Raw genomic sequence first — 20479 nt, 5'->3', positions numbered from 1 at the left:
CTCAGCCGTTGGGGCCTACTGTGGCAACGATGGTAACTTGCTTGTTGTCAGGTATTTCCTGATACGCCAAAACATGCAAATTCGGTACAGCCAGGCGGCCAAAACGCGACAGCATCTGTCGAACGGGTCCTGCGACCAGCAGGATTGCAGGTTGCCCTTGCATCTCCTGACGCTGGGCGGCCTCGATCAACGAACGCTGAAGCTTTTCGGCCATGCTCGGCTCAAGAAGAACACCATCTTCCTGACCCTGCCCGGCCCTTTGCAAACTATTGAGCAAAATCTGTTCCAACCTTGGCTCAAGCGTGATCACAGGCAGCTCGGACTCAGTTCCTACAATGCTTTGCACGATTGCGCGGCTCAATCCTACGCGCACCGAAGCCACCAGCGCGGCGGTATCTTGACTCTTGGCGGCATTGTTGGCGATGGCTTCGGCAATGGTGCGGATGTCGCGCACCGGCACCTGCTCGGCCAGCAACGCCTGCAGCACCTTGAGCAGACCGGACAGCGGCAGCACCCCCGGTACCAGTTCCTCGGCCAGCTTGGGCGAGCCCTTGGCCAGGACCTGCAGCAGTTGCTGTACCTCTTCGTGACCGATCAGCTCGTGGCAATGCTTGTAGAGGATCTGGTTGAGGTGAGTGGCGACCACGGTGCTCGCGTCCACCACGGTGTAGCCCAGCGATTGCGCCTGGCTGCGCTGGGCCACATCGATCCACACTGCCTCCAGGCCGAAGGCCGGGTCCCTGGCGGCGATGCCGTTGAGGTTGCCGAACACCTGCCCCGGGTTGATCGCCAGTTCGCGGTCGGGGTAGATCTCGGCCTCGGCCAGGATCACCCCCATCAGCGTCAGGCGGTAGGCGCTGGGGGCCAGGTCGAGGTTGTCGCGGATGTGCACGGTGGGCATCAGGAAGCCCAGGTCCTGGGACAGCTTCTTGCGTACCCCCTTGATCCGCGCCAGCAACTGCCCACCCTGGTTGCGGTCCACCAGCGGGATCAGCCGGTAGCCGACTTCCAGGCCGATCATGTCGATCGGGGTAACGTCGTCCCAGCCCAGCTCCTTGGTTTCCTGAGCACGCTGCGGCGACGGCAGCAGGTCCTGCTGGCGCTGCACTTCCTGCTGTGCCTTGACCTTGGCCTGGTTCTGCTTGCGCCACACCAGGTAGGCGCCGCCCGCGGCCATCAGGCCGAGGCTGAGGAATGCCACGTGCGGCATGCCCGGCACCAGCCCCATGACGATCATCAGGCCGCCGGACACGGCCAGCGCCTTGGGCGAATCGAACATCTGCCGGTTGATCTGCTTGCCCATTTCCTCGGAGCCCGAGGCACGGGTAACCATGATCGCGGCGGCGGTGGACAGCAGCAGCGAAGGCAACTGCGCCACCAAACCGTCACCGATGGTGAGCAGCGCATACACGCGACCGGCGTCGCCGAAGGTCATGCCGTGCTGGAAGATACCCACGGCCATGCCGCCGATCAGGTTGATGAACAGGATCAGCAGGCCGGCGATGGCGTCACCGCGCACGAACTTGCTGGCACCGTCCATCGAACCGTAGAACTCGGCCTCCTGGGCCACTTCGGTACGCCGTGCCTTGGCCTGGGCCTGGTCGATCAGGCCGGCGTTGAGGTCGGCGTCGATGGCCATCTGCTTGCCGGGCATGGCGTCGAGGGTGAAGCGCGCGCTCACCTCGGAAATGCGCCCCGCACCCTTGGTCACCACTACGAAGTTGATGATCATGAGGATCGCGAACACCACGATACCGACCACGTAGTTGCCGCCGATCACCACCTCGCCGAAGGCCTGGATCACCTTGCCCGCGGCTTCGTGGCCGTCGTGGCCGTGGAGCATCACCACCCGCGTGGACGCCACGTTCAGCGCCAGGCGCAGCAGCGTGGCCACCAGCAGGATGGTCGGAAACACGGCGAAATCCAGCGGGCGCAAGGCGTACACGCACACCAGCAGCACGACGATGGACAGGGCGATGTTGAAGGTGAAGAACACGTCGAGCAGGAACGGCGGGATCGGCAACATCATCATTGCCAACATCACCAGCAGCAACAGCGGCACCCCCAGGTTGCCCCGGCCGAGCCCGGACAGGTTGCTACGGGCGCTGTTGATTAACTGAGAGCGATCCACCGATATTCCTCTTCAAGCAAACTTTTGACGCCATGCGGGCGCTTGGCGCTGCTATTGCAAGAAGCTTTCCAACTTTGGATCAGTGACGCGACCTTCGCCGACACTGCCGGCTCCTGCAGCGAAGGGGCCGGCACCTCGGCGCCGACGGGAAGAGCTCAAACGGTTCAGGAATCGCGGCGCAGCTCCGGCGGAATCGGCAGATCCTTGAGCGGCTCCGGCGCCTTGCCCTTGCCCGCCCGGTGCTGGCGAATCTGATACACGTAGGCCAGCACCTGGGCCACGGCCAGGTAGAGGCCGGCCGGGATCTCTTCCTCGAGCTCGGTGGAGTAGAAGATCGAACGCGCCAGCTCAGGCGATTCCAGCACCTGGATGTTGTGGGCATTGGCGATTTCGCGAATTTTCAGCGCCAGGAAATCGGTGCCCTTGGCCAGCAGCGTCGGCGCATTGCCCTTCTCGGGGTCGTACTTGAGCGCCACCGCATAGTGGGTCGGGTTGGTGATGATCACGTCGGCATCGGGGATCGCCGCCATCATGCGCCGCTGCGACATCTCGCGCTGCAGCTGGCGAATACGCTGCTTGACCTCCGGCTTGCCCTCGCTGTTCTTGTACTCGTCGCGCACCTCCTGCTTGGTCATCAGCAGCTTCTTGTGCGACTGGTACAGCTGCAACGGCACGTCCACCAGGGCAATCAGCAACAGGCCGGCGGCCATCCACAGGGCACTCCAGCCCACCACCTGCACGCTGTGGATGATCGCCTGCTCCAGCGGCTCGTTGGCAATGGCCAGCAGGTCGTCACGGTCCGACGACAACACCACCAGCGCCACGATCAGGATCACGAAGAACTTCGCCAGGGCCTTGAGCAGCTCGGTCAGTGCGTTCAGGGAAAACATGCGCTTGATCCCCGACAGCGGGTTCATGCGGCTGAACTTGGGCGCCAGGGTGCCGCCGGCAAACAGCCAGCCACCCAGCGAGATCGGCCCGATGAAAGCCACGATCAGCGCCACCAGCAATACCGGCTGCAGCGCCATCAGGGCCATCTTGCCCGAGGCCAGCAAGAAGGTGCCCATCGAGCGCTCGTCGATCAGCGTGTCGCGCGACAGGGTGAAGTTGATGCGCATGATGTCCATCAGCACTTCGGCCAGGCCACCACCGAACACCAGCAGGCCACCGGCCCCGGCCAGGGTCACCACCACCGTGTTGAGCTCCTTGGAACGGGCGATCTCGCCCTTCTCGCGGGCGTCCTTCTTCTTTTTCTCCGTGGGGTCTTCTGTCTTGTCCTGACCGCTTTCGCTCTCTGCCATGCTCAGCTCGCCCTCGCCAGCTCACGCAGCCACTGCAGGGCCTCGGAGGCCAGCGCCTGGTAATGGGAAAGGATGTCGGCCAGGACAACCCAGAAAATCCCGAGCCCCAGCACCAGGGTCAACGGGAAACCGATGGAGAAGATGTTCAGCTGCGGCGCTGCACGGGTCATCACGCCGAAGGCGATGTTCACCACCAGCAGCGCGGTGATCGCCGGCAGCACCAGCAGCAGCGCCGCGCCCAGCACCCAGCTCAGCCGCCCGACCAGGTCCCAGTAGTGGTTGACCATCAGGCCGGTGCCCACCGGCAAGGTGGTGAAGCTCTCGGTGATCACCTCGAACACCACCAGGTGCCCGTTCATCGACAGGAACAGCAGCGTCACCAGCATGCTCAGGAACTGGCTGACCACCGCCACGTTGACGCCGTTGACCGGGTCGACCATGGAGGCGAAGGCCATGCCCATCTGGATGGCCACCACCTGCCCGGCCACCACGAATATCTGGAAGAACAGCTGCAGCGACAGGCCGAATACCGCACCGATGAGGATCTGCTCGGCAATCAGCAGCAGCCCGCTGAGCGACAGCGGATTGACTTCGGGCATCGGCGGCAGGCCCGGCACCACCACCACGGTGATCGCCAGGGCCAGGTACAGGCGGATGCGCCCCGGCACCATCTTGGTCCCGATGATGGGCATGGTCATCAGCACGGCGGCAATGCGAAACAGCGGCAGGATGAAGCTCGCCACCCAGGTGGCGATCTGCGCATCGGTCAACTGGAGCATCGCGCGCTCAGCCGATCAACTGGGGAATGCTGCCGTACAACGACAGGATGTATTCCATGAACTTCTGCACCAGCCAGGGCCCGGCCACGATCAGCGTGATCAGCATCACCAGCAGGCGCGGCAGGAAGCTCAGGGTCTGTTCGTTGATCTGGGTGGCGGCCTGGAACATGGCCACCATCAGGCCCACCAGCAGGCTCGGCACCACCAGCACAGCCACGATCATGGTGGTCAGCCACAGCGCATCGCGGAACAGGTCGACAGCAACTTCTGGGGTCATGTTGTTCTCCTCGGCGCGCTAGACGCCACCGAAACTGCCGGCCAGGGTGCCCATGATCAACGCCCAGCCATCCACCAGCACGAACAGCATGATCTTGAACGGCAGGGAGATGATCAGCGGCGACAGCATCATCATACCCATGGCCATCAGCACACTGGCCACCACCAGGTCGATGATCAGGAACGGGATGAAGATCATGAAGCCGATCTGGAACGCGGTCTTGAGTTCGGAGGTGACGAAGGCCGGTACCAGAATGGTCAACGGCGCCTCGTCCGCCGTGGCGATATCGGTACGCTTGGACAGGCGCATGAACAGGTCGAGATCGCTCTCGCGGGTCTGCGCCAGCATGAAGTCCTTGAGGGGCACCTGGGCCTTGGCCACCGCGTCCTGGGCCGACAGGGTCTCGGCCAGGTACGGCTGCAGGGCATCCTTGTTCACCCGGTCGAATACCGGCGCCATGATGAACAGGGTCAGGAACAGCGCCATGCCGGTGAGGATCTGGTTCGACGGCGTCTGCTGCAGGCCCAGGGCCTGGCGCAGGATCGAGAACACGATGATGATCCGGGTGAAGCTGGTCATCAGGATCACGAACGCCGGAATGAAGCTCAGCGCCGTCATGATCAGCAGGATCTGCAGGCTGACCGAGTACTCCTGCTGCCCATCCGCCCCGTTGGACAGGGTGATCGCCGGAATCGACAGCGGGTCGGCGGCCAGGGCCAGCGGCGCTGCGAACATCAGCAGCAGGGTCAACAGCATGCGCAATGCGCCCATCACGACTTGTCCTTTTGATCCTTGCCCAGCAGCTCCATCAGGCGCTGGGCGAATTCGGGCGTAGCCTGGCGGGCGCTGGCCGGTACCTGCACCGGCTCGGCCAGCACATGCAATGCGGTAAGGCTGCCCGGCGTATGACCGATCAGTATCTGTTCGTTGCCCACCTGCACCAGCAGCAGCCGATCACGCGGGCCGACCACGCGCGTGCCGACGATCTCGATGACCTGCTGGCCACGCGGCGTCACGTTCTGCACCCGGCGCAGCAGCCAGGCGAGAAAGAAGATCAGGCCCAGCACCAGCAGCAGCCCCAGCACCAGACGGCCCAACTGCCCGCTGGCACTGCCGGCTGCTGCCGTGGTCGCCGCGGCTGTCGTGGCCGCGGGCTGTGCCGCCAGTGCCAGGTCGAGCCAGAGCAGGCCGACCCCGGTCAGCCCCGCTTGCAGAAGACGCTTCACTCAGCGCAGCTTCTTGATGCGTTCGCTCGGGCTGATCACGTCGGTCAGGCGGATACCGAACTTCTCGTTCACCACCACCACTTCGCCGTGCGCGATCAGGGTGCCGTTGACCAGCACGTCCAGCGGCTCGCCGGCCAGGCGGTCCAGCTCGATCACCGAACCCTGGTTCAGTTGCAGCAGATTGCGGATGTTGATTTCGGTGCTGCCCACTTCCATCGAGATGCTCACCGGAATATCCAGGATCACGTCCAGGTTCGGGCCGTCCAGGGTCACTGCATCGTTGCCCTTGGGCGAGCTGCCGAATTCTTCCATCGGCAGGCGGTTGGGCGAGCCGGCACTGCTGCCGCCGTCAACCGCCAACAGCGCGTCGATGTCGGACTGGCCGGCGTCGCCGGTCTCGCTCAGGGCTGCTGCCCACTCATCGGCCAGGGCCTGGTCTTCCATGGAGGTGATATCGTTTTCGTCAGCCATCTTGTCCTCGACGGGGCAATCAATTCGGAGTTAAAGCCAGGGTACCGATCAGCGGCGCTCGATCGGCTCGGTTACTTGCAATGCCAGCGTGCCCTTGTGCGAGCCCAACTTGGCCTTGAACGACGGTACGCCATTGGCGCGCAGTACCAGCTCGTCCGGCAGTTCGACCGGGATCACATCACCCGGCTGCATGTGCAGGATGTCGCGCAGGCGCAGCTCGCGGCGTGCCACGGTGGCGCTGATCGGCACGCTGACGTCCAGCACGTCTTCGCGCAGGGCCTTGATCCAGCGTTCGTCCTGGTCGTCCAGGTCGGACTGGAAGCCCGCGTCGAGCATTTCGCGCACCGGCTCGATCATCGAGTAGGGCATGGTCACGTGCAGGTCGCCGCCACCGCCATCGAGTTCGATGTGGAAGGTGGACACCACCACCGCCTCGCTCGGGCCGACGATGTTGGCCATGGCCGGGTTGACCTCCGAGTTGATGTACTCGAAGTTGACCGGCATGATCGCCTGCCAGGCTTCCTTGAGGTCGACGAAGCACTGGTCCAGCACCATGCGCACCACGCGCAATTCGGTGGGCGTGAACTCGCGGCCCTCGATCTTGGCGTGACGACCGTCACCACCGAAGAAATTGTCCACCAGCTTGAACACCAGCTTGGCATCGAGGATGAACAGCGAGGTGCCGCGCAACGGCTTGATCTTCACCAGGTTGAGGCTGGTGGGCACGTACAGCGAGTGCACGTACTCACCGAACTTCATCACCTGCACGCCCCCCACTGCCACATCCGCCGAGCGACGCAGCAGGTTGAACATGCTCACGCGGGTATACCGGGCGAAACGTTCGTTGATCATTTCCAGGGTCGGCATGCGCCCGCGCACGATCCGGTCCTGGCTGGTCAGGTCGTAGCTCTTGATGCTGCCGGGGTCGGCGCCGCTATCGGTTTGCACCAGCCCGTCGTCGACGCCGTGCAGCAGGGCATCGATCTCATCCTGGGACAGCAGGTCCTGCATGGCCATCTTGGGCTCCTACTGCAATACGAAATTGGTGAACAGCAACTGGTCGATCACCAGCTTGCCGACTTCTTTCTGGGCCACTTCCTGCACGCTGGCGGTGGCCTTCTGGCGCAGCATCTCCTGGCCGACCGGGGTCGCCAGGGAGTCGAACGGCTGGCCGGAGAAGAGCATCACCAGGTTGTTGCGGATCACCGGCATGTGCACTTTCAGCGCATCCAGCGCAGCCTGGTCGCGCCCCTGCATGGTGATGCTCACCTGCATGTAACGCTGACGACCGTTCTGGTTGAAGTTGACGACGAAGGCTGGCGCCAGCGGCTCGTAGATGGCCGCAGGCCTGACGTTGCTGACGGTTGCCGGGTCGACCTGAGGCTTGCTGTCGCCCCTTTGCAGGAAGAACCAGGTGGCGCCCACCGACAAGCCGATGGCCAGCAGCAATGCCAGCACCAGCAGCAGGATCAGCTTGAGTTTGCCTTTTACGGCGGGGTCTTTCACTGCTTCGCTCTTCGCCATGCCAATAATCCGTCACTCACAAGAGGTTTGTCCCACATGGCGAGGGTTGAGCAAGTGTTATGCCAGATTTGCGGGCCACACCGGCCCGATTGAGGAAGGCGACGAACGCAGGGGCAGATTCATCCGTGAAGGGCTGGGCAGCCGCCCCGCAACCGCCCAGCCCTACCCGTGCAATCAGGCGTAGAAATCGACCGCGCTGGACCCCAGCACCACCGGTCGCTCCACCGGCTGGGCCGCCGCGTCGGCGTCGGCCTCTTCGCCGCCCGCGCCTTCATTGCGACGCGCGGCCACGCCGCTGAGCTTCGAGGTGCCGTCCTGCGAGCCCTGCTGCTGCTCGCGGGACTGGTCGGCCACGTTCACGTCAGGTTGCGCCAGGCCCTGCTCGGCGAACATTTCCTTGAGCCGGCTGGCCTGGTTTTCCAGCGCTTCGCGCACCACCACGTTGCCACTGGTGAAGGTGATCTGCGCCTGCTGCTCGGGTGTCATGTGCACGCGAATGTCCAAGCGCCCCAGCTCGGCTGGCTCCAGCTTGATTTCAGCCGACTTCAGGTTCTGGCTAGACAGGTACATCACGCGATTGACCAGGCCCTCGGTCCAGCCACCCTGGTGCATCGCCAGCGGCTGGTTCAGCGGCATCGCCACCGGCACCGCATTGGCGGTCTTGGGCGTCGCGGCCTGGGTCAGCGCGCTGAGGCGCTCGGCAAAGTCATCGACACGGGTATCGCTGGAGGCGCCCTTGAGGTCCTTCAGGCCGTCATCGAGCAGGTTGCTGAAGCCCTTCTCGCCCGGCTCGCTGTCGCCCGGATCGGCCTGACGCGGGTCGAGCATGGCCGCCAGGGTATTGACGGCAGGCTGGCCCTGGGTGGCTTCGGGTTGCGCCGTGGTCGGCTTGCTGGCATGGGCAGAGGTGGTGCCCTGGGCCTGGGCGTTCTGCTCCAGGGCCAGGCGCAATGCCGGCAGGTCCTCGAGCACGTCGCCGGCCGGGTCGAAAGCGGGTTCTTCCGGGGCCGGTGGCTGCGGCGCGACGGCCGGGGCCTGCACCTGGGCCTGCAACTGTGCGGCAGCCGCCTGCACCACTGGGGCCACCGCTTCGGCCTGAGCCTGGATCAGCTGTGCGCCGGCCTGGGCGTCAGTAACCTGACCCGCCACCAGGCTCGAATCGAGCAGTTGAAGGTCATCGGCAACTGGCGTCGACTCGTCCGATGCCGGCTTCTGTTCAGGCAATGAATTGCCGCTGTCGGCAACAGTGCGCTCCTGATCGGTCGCCGTCTTGCCGGCATTTGCCGCCCCGGCTGCAACGCCCGCCTTGTCGGCATTGGGCACATCCGCCTTGGCCGGCAGCTTGTCGCGGGACTGATCGGCATACACCTTGGAGAAGCCCGCAGCCTTGTCATTGGCGACCTGGGGCACCTTTTCGGGCGCTGGCGCAGCCGTGCGCGAGGCCTTGGCCACGGCGGACGGTTGCAGCAGCGGGTTTGAAGCGACAGGCATGGGAAGGGTCTCCACTACAGAAGCGCGAACTTGAATAGCGAAGAGACTGCAAGAGTCGCGCCAGGTTTGCGCTACACAGGATGCCTGACCGCCTGCGGCGACACGCGCTCCAACTCGGCGACATAGAAGGGACGCACTTCGAGGTACTCGCACCTGATCTGGCTGATCAGGTCCTCGATGCCGTGTGCCGGCTGCTCCATCACGCGCACTTCCAGCTGCCGACACAACTCGGCCAGGTCGGTGGCGCCCATGTTGCTGCAGCTACCCTTGAAACTGTGGGCAGCCTCACTCAGCTGCCGGGGGGAGCGGGCGTCGCGCAGTTGCACCATGCGCTTTTCGCAATCGGCCAGGAAGGTCTCCAGCAACTCGGCATACTGGCTACCCATGACCTCCCGCAACTCGCCCACTACCTTGTTATCGATACGCTGATCGGACACTTGCTCACTCCTTGATCAAGTTCAATTATGCCAGAGCCACCCAGGCGAACTCCACGCGGGCCCTGCGCCCTCCGTCGGCCCATTCGGCGTGACGGCTCAAACGCCGGATCAGGCTCAGGCCACGCCCGCACAACCGCTGCTCCAACACCGGTCGGGCCAGCACTGTACCCACATCGAAGCCACTGCCGCTATCTTCGATCTCAATCACCAGACGCCCGCCACCCGCTACGGGTTCAACCTGAAGGTGCAAGCGTATGTAACCTTCCTGCAATGCCTGCAGGCGTCGGCTGCGCTCCTGATAATAGGCGGCAAACCCCTGGGCGTCGCGCTTGAGGGCCGAGTCGAGGGCCAGCACACCGTGCTCCAGTGCATTGGTGTAGAGCTCGTTGAGCACGCTGTGCAGCGCACCGCTCTGGGGGCGCAGGCCGTGTATTTCCTGCAGTACCTGCAACAGATAGGGCAAGGGGTTGAAGCGTTTGAGGGTCTGCGCGCGAAACTCGAACGACAGCGACCAGTCCAGCGGGCTGGACTGGCCGCTGTCCGAATACACCAGCGGCGGCGGGGCCAGTGTCTGTGGCTCGACCACACTGATCTCGAGCATGCTGACATCGTCGCGGGACTGGCCGCGAAAGTCTTCGAGCGCCTGCAGTACATCCTCGAACAGGTGCTGCGGCGCACGGTTGCGCGCAAACACCTGGCGCAGGCGTTCCACCCCGAACAGCTGCTCATCCTGGTCGCAGGTATCCACCACCCCATCGGACAGCAGGAACAGACGATCCCCCAACGCCAGCGACACCACCTCGGGGTGCTCGTCGAAACGCTCCGGCGCCAGCACCCCCAAGGGCAAGTGCCGCGACACCAGCGCCTGGGGCTCGCCACCGGCCGCGGGCAGCAGGTAGCCGTCCGGCATGCCGCCGTTCCATACCTCGGCCAGGCGTCGTTCGAAACTCAGGCTGAGCATCATTGCGCAGCAGAACATGTCCACCGGCAGGATGCGCTTGAGCTTGGCGTTCATCTCGCGCAAGGTTTCGGCCAGGCCGTAGCCCTTGGCGGTCATGCCGTAGAACACCTCGGCCAACGGCATGGCGCCCACTGCAGCCGGCAGGCCATGGCCAGTGAAGTCGCCCAGCAGCACATGCATTTCACCGGTCGGCGTGAACGCCGCCAGCAGCAGGTCGCCGTTGAACAGCGCATAGGGAGATTGCAGGTAGCGGATGTTCGGCGCATTCAGGCACCCCGAGTGCGTGACCTGATCGAACACCGCCTTGGCCACCCGCTGCTCGTTGAGCAGGTGACCGTGGTGGCGCGCCAGCTCGTCGCGCTGCTCCAGCACGGTCGCCTGCAGGCGACGCAGGCGATCCATCGCCTTGATCTTGGCGGCCAGGATCACCGGGCGATAAGGCTTGGGCAGAAAGTCGTCGCCACCAGCCTCCAGGCAACGCACCAGGGCCTGCTCCTCACTCAGCGAGGTAAGAAAGATGATCGGCACCAGCGCCTGGCCAGCCATCAGCTTGATCTGGCGAGCCGCCTCGAAGCCGTCCATCACCGGCATCAGCGCGTCGAGCAGCACCAGTTGCGGACGCAGCTCGGCAAACAGCGCCACTGCCTGCGCACCGTTCTCGGCCGTGATCACCGAATGCCCCTGCTCGCGCACGATGCGCGCCAGCAACAGGCGGTCGGTGGCGCCATCTTCGGCAATCAGCACGGTCAGCGACGACTGCTCGTTCACGAGGTCGCTCAAGTGATCTCGAACAGCTTGTCGAAATTGGAGATGGCGAGGATCTTGCGAACGTCGGAGCTGGCGTTGATCACCCGTATATACGCATCGTCGCCGCCGGCGTGGTCACGCAGCAGCAGGAGCATGCCCAGGGCGGAGCTGTCGAGATAGGTGGCGTCCTTCAAGTCGACGACCACGCCCTTGGAAGGTACTGGCTCGCGCTCGTAGCATTCACGAAACGCCTGGTGCTTGCCGAAATCGAACCGTCCCTTGACCCTGATCGTCAGGCTGTTCCCATCCGGCGATAGATCGTGCTCCACGGCCATATGCTCGACTCCTTCGATCATGGCGATTGCAGACACCACAGGTTTAGCAGCCCGCCCGCCCCTGGGCAACCTGCGCCGACCAATGCCGTGCTAGAAGCGATCGTGGCGCGGCAATCGCTGGGACAATTCGTCGAGCAGCTTCTGCTCGCGCTTGTCCTCGAGCATGCGGGCTTCATCGCGGTAGCGCTGTACCAGCTTGCGCAGGCCCTCGACCCGGGCGTAGGCCTGCTGCCAGGTGGCCCGTGCGTTGTTGAGGTTGGTCTGGTGCCACACCAGGCTCTGGTGTTGCTGGGCCACGGCGGTGTCCAGTTGGCTGAGAAAGCGCTGATAGCCCAGCAGCCAGCTGCCTGAAACGCCCTGGCCGCCCTTTTCCATCCACTGGTTCTGGTACTCGCTGCGAAACTGGTCCAGTTCCCGGAGCTTGGTTTCGGCCATGCTCACCTGCTGCTGGAAATGCCCGAGGCGCTGCACGGCCTTGCGCTCGGCCTCCTCGGCCATCTCCACCACCGGCACCAGGCGCGCGGCACGACTTGGCAGGGCCATCGGTTATCAGCCCGATGCCGCTGGGGCGAACACCGCCGCCAGTTCATCGCGGCTCTGCTCATGGCTGACGTTTTCATTGAGCCCCTGGCGCAGGTACTGCACCAACTTGGGTTGCAGGGAAATCGCCAGGTCCGTCTCGCGGTCGCCGCCAGCCACATAGGCACCCACGCTGATCAGGTCGCGGCTTTGCGACAGGCGCGACCAGAGCTGCTTGAACTGCTGGGCCTGGGTCATCTGCTCGGGGCTGACCACCTGCGGCATGACCCGGCTGATCGAAGCCTCGATATCGATGGCCGGGTAGTGCCCCTCTTCGGCCAGGCGCCGGGACAGCACGATATGGCCGTCGAGTACGCCCCGCGCGGAGTCGGCAATCGGGTCCTGCTGGTCGTCGCCTTCGGACAACACGGTGTAGAAGGCGGTGATCGAGCCACCACCGGCCTCGCCGTTGCCGGCGCGCTCCACCAGCTTGGGCAGCTTGGCGAACACGGAAGGCGGATAGCCCTTGGTGGCTGGCGGCTCGCCGATGGCCAGGGCGATTTCCCGCTGGGCCTGGGCGAAACGGGTCAGCGAATCCATCAGCAACAGCACGTTCTTGCCCTTGTCGCGAAAGTACTCGGCGATCCGCGTGCAGTACATGGCGGCGCGCAGGCGCATCAGCGGTGCATCATCGGCAGGGGATGCCACCACCACCGAGCGCTTGATGCCCTCCTCGCCCAGGATGTGCTCGATGAACTCCTTGACCTCACGCCCCCGCTCACCGATCAGCCCCACCACGATGATGTCGGCCTCGGTGAAACGGGTCATCATGCCCAGCAGCACACTCTTGCCCACGCCGGTACCGGCGAACAGGCCCAGGCGCTGGCCACGGCCCACCGTCAGCAGGCCATTGATGCTGCGAATGCCCACGTCCAGCGGCTGGCTGATGGGGTCGCGGTTGAGTGGGTTGATGGTGGGGCCGTCCATCGGCACCCAGTCCTCGGCCTTCATCCCGCCCTTGCCATCCAGCGCCCGGCCGGCACCATCCAGCACGCGACCGAGCATGCTCATGCCCATCGGCAGGCGGCCGCTTTCGGCCAGCGGCACCACCCGCGCACCGGGCGCGATGCCGGCAACGCTGCCCACCGGCATGAGAAACACCCGGTCACCGGCAAAGCCCATGACCTCGGCCTCGACCTGCACCGGATGGTAGCTGTCGTCGTTGATCACCAGGCAGCGGCTGCCGACGGCAGCGCGCAGGCCTTCGGCCTCCAGGGTCAGGCCGACCATGCGCAACAACCGCCCCTCCACCACCGGCTGCGCCGGCAGGCTCACGGCCTCGGCATAGGTGCCCAGGCGCTTGCCGAAGCTGGTGCGGTCAAGGCGCATCGGGCGTGGCCTCGCGGGTGCCCGCGTCGCCAGCAAGGTCGACGTGCAAGTCTGGCGCGGCAGGGTGCAGGCCCTGGTCATGCAACTGGTCGAACAACTGGGTCATGGCCTTTTCGATGCGGGTCTCGACGGTGGCGTCGATACGGCTGTGCAACGTCTCGATGCGGCAACCACCGGGCAACAGGGCGTCGTCTTCGAGCAGGCGCCAGTTTTCCTCATGACGCTCGCGCAAGGCCTTGGCCAGCTCGAAGTCCTGCGGATTGACATGAATGCGGATGTTTTCGGCGCCCATCGGCAGCAGCTTGAGGGCCTCGCGCAGCACGTGGGTGATCTGGCTGGAGTCGGTGGCCAGCTCACGCCCGATCACCTCGCGGGTGATGCGGCTGACCATGTGCACCAGGGCCTTCTCGATCTGGTTGTCCTGCTCGGCGATCGGGTCGAGCAGGTGGCCCATCAGCTGCTCCAGGCTCGCCAGCTTGGCGCTCAGGGCCACTTCGGCCTCCTGGCGGACCTTGAGCTGGGTGCTGTGAAACCCTTCGCGCTCGCCGGTGGCAAAGCCTTCGTTATAGGCTTCCTGGCGAATGCTTTCGAGCTCTTCGAGGGTCAGCGGCTGGACTTCTTCCAGCGGCACTTCTTCGACTTCCTCGACGATTTCCGGCTCGGGTTCGGGCTCGGGTTCCGGCTCCGGGTCGAAGCTGGGCAGCGCCCAGCGGTCGAAGCCCTCGACGTCGCGGGCGGGGATCAGTTCACTCAGGTGCTCGTTGGTCGACATGATTCCACGCGTTCAATTGGGTAGGCGCCGGGGTGGTCGGCGATGCGGCTGCCAGGCACCGGCGTGTACCGCGTTGAGGCATCCGCCGGCAAGGCCGGCTCCTGTGGAGGAGCCGGGGCCGGCGAACGGCTTTAGATCATTTCTTCGGCGCCCTTGCCGCCAAGCACGATCTCGCCGGCTTCGGCCATGCGCCGGGCAATGGTGAGGATCTCTTTCTGCGCCGTTTCCACGTCGCTGACCCGCACCGGGCCCTTGGCCTCGAGGTCATCACGCAGCAGCTCGGAAGCCCGCTTGGACATGTTCTTGAAGATCTTGTCCTTGACCTTCTCGTCGGCGCCCTTGAGCGACACCACGAGCACGTCCGAGGACACTTCGCGCAACAGCGCCTGGATACCGCGGTCGTCGACATCGGCCAGGTTGTTGAAGACGAACATGAGGTCTTCGATCTGCTCGGACAGCTCGCCGTCGACGTCGCGAATCGCGTCCATCAGCTGGCCTTCGACCGAACTGTCGAGGAAGTTCATGATGTCGGCCGCGCGCTTGATACCGCCCAGTGTGGTACGCGCCGCGTTGGAGTTGCCCGAGAACTGCTTCTCCAGAATCTGGTTGAGCTCCTTGAGCGCCGCCGGCTGCACGGTGTTGAGCGAGGAGACGCGCAGGATGATGTCCAGGCGCACCTTGTGATCAAAGTTGCCCAGCACCTCACCGGCCTGGTCGGGGTCCAGGTAGGCCACCACGATGGCCTGGATCTGCGGGTGCTCGTAGCGGATCACGTCGGCCACGGCACGCGGCTCCATCCACTTCAGGCTGTCCAGGCCGCTGGTGTTGCCACCCAGCAGGATGCGGTCGATCAGGCCGTTGGCCTTGTCCTCGCCCAGGGCCTGGGTGAGCATCTTGCGGATGTAGCCGTCGGAGCCGACACCCAGGCTGGTCTGGTCGCCGACGATCTCGACGAACTCGCTCATCACCTGCTCGACCTGTTCGCGATGGACGTTGCCCATCTGCGCCATGGCCACGCCGACCCGCTGCACTTCCTTTGGGCCCATGTGGCGCAACACCTGCGCCGCATCGGTTTCACCCAGCGACAGCAGCAGGATGGCCGCCTTGTCGACACGGGTCAGTTTGGCGGTAAGGGCTCGATTATCACTCATCGGCGTTGATCCACTCTTTCACGACCTGGGCCACACGACCCGGGTCTTCGGCCACCAGGCTCTTGATTGCGTTCAGCTGAGCGTCGTAACCCTCGCTCGGGCTAGGCAACAGAATGCTTTGCGGACCACCCAGGCTGACGCGGTCGTTGGCCAGATCGCCATCCAGACCGAGCATGCCGCCCAGTTCCATGTCGCCATCGGCACCGGCGCCCTGCTTGCCGTTGCCGGTGATGTTGTTGAGCACCGGGCGCAGCACGCCGAACACCAGCACCAGGATGAACAGCACGCCCATGACCTGCTTGATGATGTCCCAGAACCACGGTTGCTGGTAGAACGGAATCTCGGTGAACACTTCGCCACGGTCGGCGGCGAATGGCACGTTGATCACGCTGACGCTGTCACCGCGGCTGGCATCGAAGCCGACGGCGTCCTGCACCAGGCGCGTGAAGCGCGCCAGGTCTTCGGCCCCCCATGGGGCGCGTGTCGACTCGCCAGTGGCCGGGTCGAGCTTGACCTGGTCGTCGACCACCACCGCGACCGACAGGCGGCTCAGGCGCCCCTGCTGCTGGCGGGTGTGGCTGATGGAACGGTCCAGTTCGAAGTTCTTGGTCGACTGCTGACGCTTGTCGGCCGGGTACGGTGCGAGCATCGGCTGGCCGGTGGCCGGGTCCATGATCTGCTGGCCGTTGGCGTCCAGCAGCGGCTGGCCTGGTTGCACCATGCCCGCGGCGGCCTGTGCCTGACCGGTCTGCTGTGGCGCAGTGGCCGGGCCGGGTGGCTGGTTGCTCAGGGCACCAGGCACGCCCTGCGGGCCCATGCTGCTGGAGCGTTGTTCGTTCACCGACTGCTCGCTGCGCAAGGCAGGCTGGTCGGGGTTGAACTGTTCGGAGGTGGACTCGACCGCACTGAAGTCGACGTCGGCGGAGACTTCGGCCTTGTAGCGGTCGTTGCCCAGCACCGGCAACAGAATGTTGTGCACGCGCTGGGTGAGCATGCCTTCCATGCGGCGGCTGTAGTCGAACTGCTTGCCGGCCATGGTCAGCTCGGAGTTCTCGCCCTGGTCGGACAGCAGGTTGCCCTTCTGGTCGACCACGGTCACCTGGGACTTGTTCAGTTCCGGAACGCTGGACGCCACCAGGTTGACGATGGCCGCCACCTGGCCGGGCTCGAGGCCACGCCCCGAATACAGCTCGACCAGTACCGAGGCACTGGGCTTGCGCTCGTCGCGCACGAACACCGAGCTTTTCGGAATGGCCAGGTGCACGCGGGCACCCTTGACGTTGTTCAGGCTGGAGATGGTACGCGCCAGTTCACCTTCCAGGCCGCGACGATAACGGGTGGCCTCCATGAACTGGCTGGTGCCCAGCCCCTGCTCCTTGTCGAGCAGTTCGAAGCCGACGTTGCCATCGCCTGGCGCCACGCCGGCCGCGGCAAGTTTCAGGCGCGCACGGGAGAGGTCTTCGGACTTGACCAGCAGCGCCCCGGAGCTGGGCTCGACGTTGTAGGCGATGTCGGCGGCGGACAGGGTGTCCATGACCTGCTTGGTGTCCATGCCGGCAAGGCTTGGGTACAGCGGGCGGTAGTCGGGCTGCTGCGACCACAGCACCACGGCAAAGCCGATCGCCACGCTCGCCGCCAACCCGACCAGCAGGCCGACCTGACGCAGCATGGGCATCTCTGCGATGTTTTCCAGAAAGGACATGCCGAACAGCGGCGGCTTGGGCGCCGGGCTGCCTTTGGCGGGCACGTTATCAACGACTGCTTCGGCCATGACTCAATCTCGCCCTTATACCGGCATCTGCATGATGTCTTGATACGCCTGCACCAGCTTGTTGCGCACCTGGGTCAAGGCCTGGAACGACACGCTGGCCTTCTGCGAGGCGATCATCACGTCGGTAAGGTCGACGCCGCTCTTGCCGATCTCGAAGGCGTTGGCCAACTGGGTGGACGCCTGCTGGGTATCGCTGACCTTGTTGATGGCCTGGCCAAGCATGTCGGCAAAACCGCTCGAGCCAAGCTCTGGCGCAGGGGCAGCCTTCGACATCGACATGGCGTCCGCCTGCATGGCCCGCATGTCCAACATCAATCGATTAAATTCAACACCTTGGCTCATTGACTCTTCTCTCCGACGACCCGCATTTTTTTGACACTACGCAGCGGACAGGCAGAACTTAGCAACAAGAGTGCCAGCTCTACCCACAGGACCAACAAAAACGACCAGTTACGGCGTCACACGCCGCTGGCGTAGAGACTCGCCTCCACATCCAGGCCGGCATCACGCATCTGTGCCAGCTTGTAGCGCAAGGTGCGCGGGCTGATGCCCAGACGCTCGGCAGCCTCCTTGCGGCGCCCGCGCTCGGCGCGCAGGGTATCGATGATCATCTGGAACTCGTGGCGGCGCAGATCATCCCCCAGCCCGGCTGGCTCGGACGGCTCGGCCAGCACCGGCACCGGCTCTACGGGCGATGTCGCCAGCAGCGGCAGCACCCCGGCCAGGCAGAAGTCCGCCGCCTCGATCACCCCGCCCTGCTGCAGGATCAGCGCCCGCTGGATGGCGTTGTCCAGCTCGCGCACGTTGCCCGGCCACGGATAGCCTTGCAGGCAGGCCTGGGCCTGGGCCGACAGGCGCACGGGGGCATGCTTCATTTTATTGACGTGTCGCGCCAGCAGACGCTCGGCCAGCGGCAGAATGTCGGCGCTGCGCTCGCGCAGCGGTCGCCAGGCCAGCGGGAACACCGACAGGCGATAGAACAGGTCTTCGCGAAACCGCCCCGCCGCCACTTCGCCGGCAAGGTCGCGGTTGGTGGTAGCGACCACGCGGATGTCCAGCGCGATCGGCTTGCGCCCGCCTACCCGCTCGACCTCGCGCTCCTGCAGCACTCGCAGCAGCTTGGCCTGCAGCCCCAGCGGCATTTCGGAAATCTCGTCGAGCAGCAGCGTGCCACCGTCGGCCTGCTCGAACTTGCCTGGCTGGGCGGCTATCGCCCCGGTGAACGAGCCCTTTTCATGTCCGAACAACGTGGCTTCGAGCATGTTGTCGGGGATGGCGGCGCAGTTGATGGCCACGAATGGCTGGTCGGCACGCAGGGACTGCTGGTGAATGTAGCGCGCCAGCACCTCCTTGCCGGTGCCCGATTCGCCGGAAATCAGCACGGTGGAATCACTGCGCGCCACCCGCGCGGCCAGTTCGAGCAACTGCGCACTGGCAGGCTCGCGCGCCACCGGACCGTCGGCGTCCGCGCCGCTGGCAACGCCCAGGGCATGACGGGCCACCAGGTCGAGCAATGCGCGTGGCTCGAAGGGCTTGACCAGATAGTCCGCAGCGCCCTGGCGCATCGCATCCACTGCACGCTCAACGGCAGCGTGCGCGGTCATCAGCAGCACCGGCAACTGCGGCTGGCGGGCCCGCAACGCGGCCAGCAACTGGTGGCCGTCCATTCCCGGCATGTTGACGTCGCTGACCACCAGGCTGAAGGGCTGACTGGCCGCCACTTCCAGCGCTTCTTCGGCCGAGCCCACCGCGTGATAGGCAAAACCGCCCAGCTCCAGGGTATCGGCCAGGGCCTGGCGCAGTACGCGGTCATCCTCGACCAGCAGAACCTTGATCGCCCTCATGCCGTTGCCTCCAGCGGTGCGCCGATCAGCGGCAGGGTCACCAGCGCACAGGTACCGCGCCCGGGGCGCGAGCGTAGCTGCACGGTGCCCTGGTGTGCACGGGCAACCGCCATCACCACCGCCAGGCCAAGCCCGGTGCCGGTGGCCTTGGTGGTCAGGAACGGCTCGCCCAGGCGCGCCAGCAATGCACTGTCGATGCCCGGCCCGGCATCGCTGATGCACAGGCGCAGGCTTTGCCCGCGACGGTACAGGTGTACCTTGAGCCGAGCAGCGCCGGGCGCGGCCTGCAGGGCGTTTTCAATGAGATTGAGCAACGCCCCCACCAGGGTGTCGCGGTTGCACAGCAATTCGCCCAGGTGGCTGTCGCACTGCCAGCGCACAGCATGCCCCTGTACATGTACCTGTGCGGCCTGCTGCAGCGCCTGGAACAACGCCTTGGGGGTCACACGGTCGGTCAGCGGCAGTTCGCCGCGGGCGAACACCAGCATGTCGCGTACCTGGTGCTCGAGTTCGTGCAGACGCTCCTTGAGGCTGCCGGCAAAACGCTGACGGGTGTCCAGCGGCAGGTCCTGCTCGGCCAGGTGACTGGCATACAGCAAGGCGGCCGACAGTGGCGTGCGGATCTGATGCGCCAGCGAGGCCACCATCCGCCCCAGGGTCGACAGGCGCTCGTGCCGCGCCAGCTGGCTTTGCAGGTGGCGGGTTTCGGTGAGATCGGTCAACAGCACCAGCTGGCCCGGCTCGGCATCCAGCGAGCGGGTAGCGATCGACAGGCGGCGACCATCGCGCAGCGACACTTCGTGGCCGTCGTCCTCGCGCGGCGCAAAGCTGCGGGCGATCACCTGACGCCACAGCTCGCCCACCAGCGGCTGGCCCAGCAGTTCGACGGCGGCCGGGTTGGCCTCGCGCACGCGGCCCTGGCCGTCGATCACGATCACCCCGCCGGGCAACAGCGACAGCAGGTTCTGCAGGCGGTTGGCCAGTCGCTCCTTCTCCGCCAGCTCCGCCATGCGCTGCGCACTGACCACGGCCAACTCCCCCTTGAGCTCGGTGACACGGGCCTCGAGCAGGTTGTAGGACTGGCTCAGTTGGGTCGACACCTGGTCGAACAGGGCAAACGCCTGCTCGAGCCCCTGACGACTCTGCTGTTCGGCGGCGTCAGAACGCCTGGGCTCGGCGGCGGGGATGTGGGCGGCGTGGGGCATGGGTTGCTCTCTCGCATGGCTCACCGTCATAAAACGGTATGTTGCCAGCGGTATAGCAATAGACGTGCCGGATACTTTGACGGGGGGTTGCCAGCAGCAGCGGCGCGCCGCCCAAAGCCAGCAAGGGCAGGCTTTACAGCCCTGTGGA

At 65.0% G+C, this 20479-nt stretch carries 21 protein-coding genes; all 21 read right to left on the bottom strand.

Annotation, left to right across the window (positions count from 1 at the left end; translation table 11 throughout):
* Position 1 precedes the first annotated feature (1 nt).
* The 21 genes from flhA to FW760_RS18715 all read right to left on the bottom strand — a co-directional run bounded on the left by flhA (position 2) and on the right by FW760_RS18715 (position 20331).
* Positions 2 to 2131 carry a flagellar biosynthesis protein FlhA gene (flhA, locus tag FW760_RS18815; RefSeq protein WP_043861821.1) on the bottom strand — a complete coding sequence of 710 codons (2130 nt, stop codon included), beginning with the start codon at positions 2129 to 2131 and terminating at the stop codon, positions 2 to 4.
* 164 nt (positions 2132 to 2295) lie between these two features.
* On the bottom strand, positions 2296 to 3432 hold the full coding sequence (flhB, locus tag FW760_RS18810; protein WP_104572217.1) for a flagellar biosynthesis protein FlhB: 1137 nt from the start codon (positions 3430 to 3432) through the stop codon (positions 2296 to 2298).
* A gap of 2 nt (positions 3433 to 3434) precedes the next feature.
* A complete protein-coding gene (fliR, locus tag FW760_RS18805; RefSeq protein ID WP_054915627.1) occupies positions 3435 to 4211 on the bottom strand; it encodes a flagellar biosynthetic protein FliR in 777 nt (258 codons plus the stop codon).
* Between the two features lie 7 nt (positions 4212 to 4218).
* Positions 4219 to 4488, bottom strand: coding sequence for a flagellar biosynthesis protein FliQ (gene fliQ, locus FW760_RS18800; RefSeq protein WP_043861818.1), 270 nt, complete (start codon positions 4486 to 4488; stop codon positions 4219 to 4221).
* An 18-nt stretch (positions 4489 to 4506) separates the two neighbouring features.
* Positions 4507 to 5259, bottom strand: a complete 753-nt coding sequence (gene fliP / locus FW760_RS18795) for a flagellar type III secretion system pore protein FliP (protein ID WP_104572216.1) — start codon at positions 5257 to 5259, stop codon at positions 4507 to 4509.
* Positions 5259 to 5690 (bottom strand): flagellar biosynthetic protein FliO, encoded by a 432-nt coding sequence (gene fliO / locus FW760_RS18790; RefSeq protein WP_370409109.1) that lies wholly within the window; start codon positions 5688 to 5690, stop codon positions 5259 to 5261. Before fliO ends, fliP begins: the two co-directional genes overlap by 1 nt.
* A gap of 24 nt (positions 5691 to 5714) precedes the next feature.
* Positions 5715 to 6185 (bottom strand): flagellar motor switch protein FliN, encoded by a 471-nt coding sequence (gene fliN / locus FW760_RS18785; protein WP_116053233.1) that lies wholly within the window; start codon positions 6183 to 6185, stop codon positions 5715 to 5717.
* A 48-nt stretch (positions 6186 to 6233) separates the two neighbouring features.
* Positions 6234 to 7202, bottom strand: a complete 969-nt coding sequence (fliM, locus tag FW760_RS18780) for a flagellar motor switch protein FliM (RefSeq protein ID WP_043861814.1) — start codon at positions 7200 to 7202, stop codon at positions 6234 to 6236.
* Between the two features lie 9 nt (positions 7203 to 7211).
* Entirely contained in the window at positions 7212 to 7709 is a 498-nt protein-coding gene (gene fliL, locus FW760_RS18775) for a flagellar basal body-associated protein FliL (RefSeq protein ID WP_054915630.1), read from the bottom strand.
* Between the two features lie 174 nt (positions 7710 to 7883).
* Positions 7884 to 9200, bottom strand: a complete 1317-nt coding sequence (locus FW760_RS18770; protein WP_088515602.1) for a flagellar hook-length control protein FliK — start codon at positions 9198 to 9200, stop codon at positions 7884 to 7886.
* Positions 9201 to 9271: 71 nt separating this feature from the next.
* Positions 9272 to 9637 (bottom strand): Hpt domain-containing protein, encoded by a 366-nt coding sequence (locus FW760_RS18765; protein ID WP_078480280.1) that lies wholly within the window; start codon positions 9635 to 9637, stop codon positions 9272 to 9274.
* Positions 9638 to 9662: 25 nt separating this feature from the next.
* On the bottom strand, positions 9663 to 11378 hold the full coding sequence (locus FW760_RS18760; RefSeq protein WP_043861810.1) for a fused response regulator/phosphatase: 1716 nt from the start codon (positions 11376 to 11378) through the stop codon (positions 9663 to 9665).
* Positions 11375 to 11680, bottom strand: a complete 306-nt coding sequence (locus FW760_RS18755; protein ID WP_043861809.1) for an STAS domain-containing protein — start codon at positions 11678 to 11680, stop codon at positions 11375 to 11377. The genes FW760_RS18760 and FW760_RS18755 overlap by 4 nt, the downstream gene beginning before the upstream one ends.
* 90 nt (positions 11681 to 11770) lie before the next feature.
* Positions 11771 to 12223 (bottom strand): flagellar export protein FliJ, encoded by a 453-nt coding sequence (fliJ, locus tag FW760_RS18750; protein ID WP_043861808.1) that lies wholly within the window; start codon positions 12221 to 12223, stop codon positions 11771 to 11773.
* A 6-nt stretch (positions 12224 to 12229) separates the two neighbouring features.
* Complete coding sequence (fliI, locus tag FW760_RS18745) at positions 12230 to 13588, bottom strand: flagellar protein export ATPase FliI (RefSeq protein WP_043861807.1); 1359 nt, start codon at positions 13586 to 13588, stop codon at positions 12230 to 12232.
* Positions 13578 to 14360, bottom strand: coding sequence for a flagellar assembly protein FliH (gene fliH / locus FW760_RS18740; RefSeq protein WP_054915633.1), 783 nt, complete (start codon positions 14358 to 14360; stop codon positions 13578 to 13580). Before fliH ends, fliI begins: the two co-directional genes overlap by 11 nt.
* Before the next feature lie 131 nt (positions 14361 to 14491).
* Positions 14492 to 15511 carry a flagellar motor switch protein FliG gene (gene fliG, locus FW760_RS18735; protein ID WP_043861805.1) on the bottom strand — a complete coding sequence of 340 codons (1020 nt, stop codon included), beginning with the start codon at positions 15509 to 15511 and terminating at the stop codon, positions 14492 to 14494.
* Positions 15504 to 17282: a flagellar basal-body MS-ring/collar protein FliF gene (fliF, locus tag FW760_RS18730; protein ID WP_043861804.1), complete on the bottom strand. Its 1779-nt coding sequence runs from the start codon at positions 17280 to 17282 to the stop codon at positions 15504 to 15506. The genes fliG and fliF overlap by 8 nt, the downstream gene beginning before the upstream one ends.
* A 15-nt stretch (positions 17283 to 17297) precedes the next feature.
* On the bottom strand, positions 17298 to 17624 hold the full coding sequence (fliE, locus tag FW760_RS18725) for a flagellar hook-basal body complex protein FliE (protein WP_043861803.1): 327 nt from the start codon (positions 17622 to 17624) through the stop codon (positions 17298 to 17300).
* A gap of 116 nt (positions 17625 to 17740) precedes the next feature.
* A complete protein-coding gene (locus FW760_RS18720) occupies positions 17741 to 19126 on the bottom strand; it encodes a sigma-54-dependent transcriptional regulator (protein ID WP_100634329.1) in 1386 nt (461 codons plus the stop codon).
* The gene (locus tag FW760_RS18715; RefSeq protein WP_054915635.1) at positions 19123 to 20331 is read right to left on the bottom strand and encodes a sensor histidine kinase; all 1209 of its coding nucleotides are present in this window, start codon (positions 20329 to 20331) and stop codon (positions 19123 to 19125) included. Before FW760_RS18715 ends, FW760_RS18720 begins: the two co-directional genes overlap by 4 nt.
* Positions 20332 to 20479: the final 148 nt, after the last annotated feature.

This window comes from Pseudomonas sp. 1176_21 (assembly GCF_052850635.1).
Note: the sequence above shows the minus strand (reverse complement) of the source record. Positions and strands in the feature narration are given on the sequence as shown.

What these genes read in the sequence shown, in the direction of transcription:
- flhB (WP_104572217.1), bottom strand. Translation starts at nt 3,432, where the DNA reads ATGGCAGAGAGCGAAAGCGGTCAGGACAAGACAGAAGACCCCACGGAG.
- fliR (WP_054915627.1), bottom strand. Translation starts at nt 4,211, where the DNA reads ATGCTCCAGTTGACCGATGCGCAGATCGCCACCTGGGTGGCGAGCTTC.
- fliQ (WP_043861818.1), bottom strand. Translation starts at nt 4,488, where the DNA reads ATGACCCCAGAAGTTGCTGTCGACCTGTTCCGCGATGCGCTGTGGCTG.
- fliP (WP_104572216.1), bottom strand. Translation starts at nt 5,259, where the DNA reads ATGGGCGCATTGCGCATGCTGTTGACCCTGCTGCTGATGTTCGCAGCG.
- fliN (WP_116053233.1), bottom strand. Translation starts at nt 6,185, where the DNA reads ATGGCTGACGAAAACGATATCACCTCCATGGAAGACCAGGCCCTGGCC.
- fliM (WP_043861814.1), bottom strand. Translation starts at nt 7,202, where the DNA reads ATGGCCATGCAGGACCTGCTGTCCCAGGATGAGATCGATGCCCTGCTG.
- fliL (WP_054915630.1), bottom strand. Translation starts at nt 7,709, where the DNA reads ATGGCGAAGAGCGAAGCAGTGAAAGACCCCGCCGTAAAAGGCAAACTC.
- FW760_RS18770 (WP_088515602.1), bottom strand. Translation starts at nt 9,200, where the DNA reads ATGCCTGTCGCTTCAAACCCGCTGCTGCAACCGTCCGCCGTGGCCAAG.
- FW760_RS18755 (WP_043861809.1), bottom strand. Translation starts at nt 11,680, where the DNA reads ATGGCCGTGGAGCACGATCTATCGCCGGATGGGAACAGCCTGACGATC.
- fliJ (WP_043861808.1), bottom strand. Translation starts at nt 12,223, where the DNA reads ATGGCCCTGCCAAGTCGTGCCGCGCGCCTGGTGCCGGTGGTGGAGATG.
- fliI (WP_043861807.1), bottom strand. Translation starts at nt 13,588, where the DNA reads ATGCGCCTTGACCGCACCAGCTTCGGCAAGCGCCTGGGCACCTATGCC.
- fliH (WP_054915633.1), bottom strand. Translation starts at nt 14,360, where the DNA reads ATGTCGACCAACGAGCACCTGAGTGAACTGATCCCCGCCCGCGACGTC.
- fliG (WP_043861805.1), bottom strand. Translation starts at nt 15,511, where the DNA reads ATGAGTGATAATCGAGCCCTTACCGCCAAACTGACCCGTGTCGACAAG.
- fliF (WP_043861804.1), bottom strand. Translation starts at nt 17,282, where the DNA reads ATGGCCGAAGCAGTCGTTGATAACGTGCCCGCCAAAGGCAGCCCGGCG.
- fliE (WP_043861803.1), bottom strand. Translation starts at nt 17,624, where the DNA reads ATGAGCCAAGGTGTTGAATTTAATCGATTGATGTTGGACATGCGGGCC.
- FW760_RS18720 (WP_100634329.1), bottom strand. Translation starts at nt 19,126, where the DNA reads ATGAGGGCGATCAAGGTTCTGCTGGTCGAGGATGACCGCGTACTGCGC.
- FW760_RS18715 (WP_054915635.1), bottom strand. Translation starts at nt 20,331, where the DNA reads ATGCCCCACGCCGCCCACATCCCCGCCGCCGAGCCCAGGCGTTCTGAC.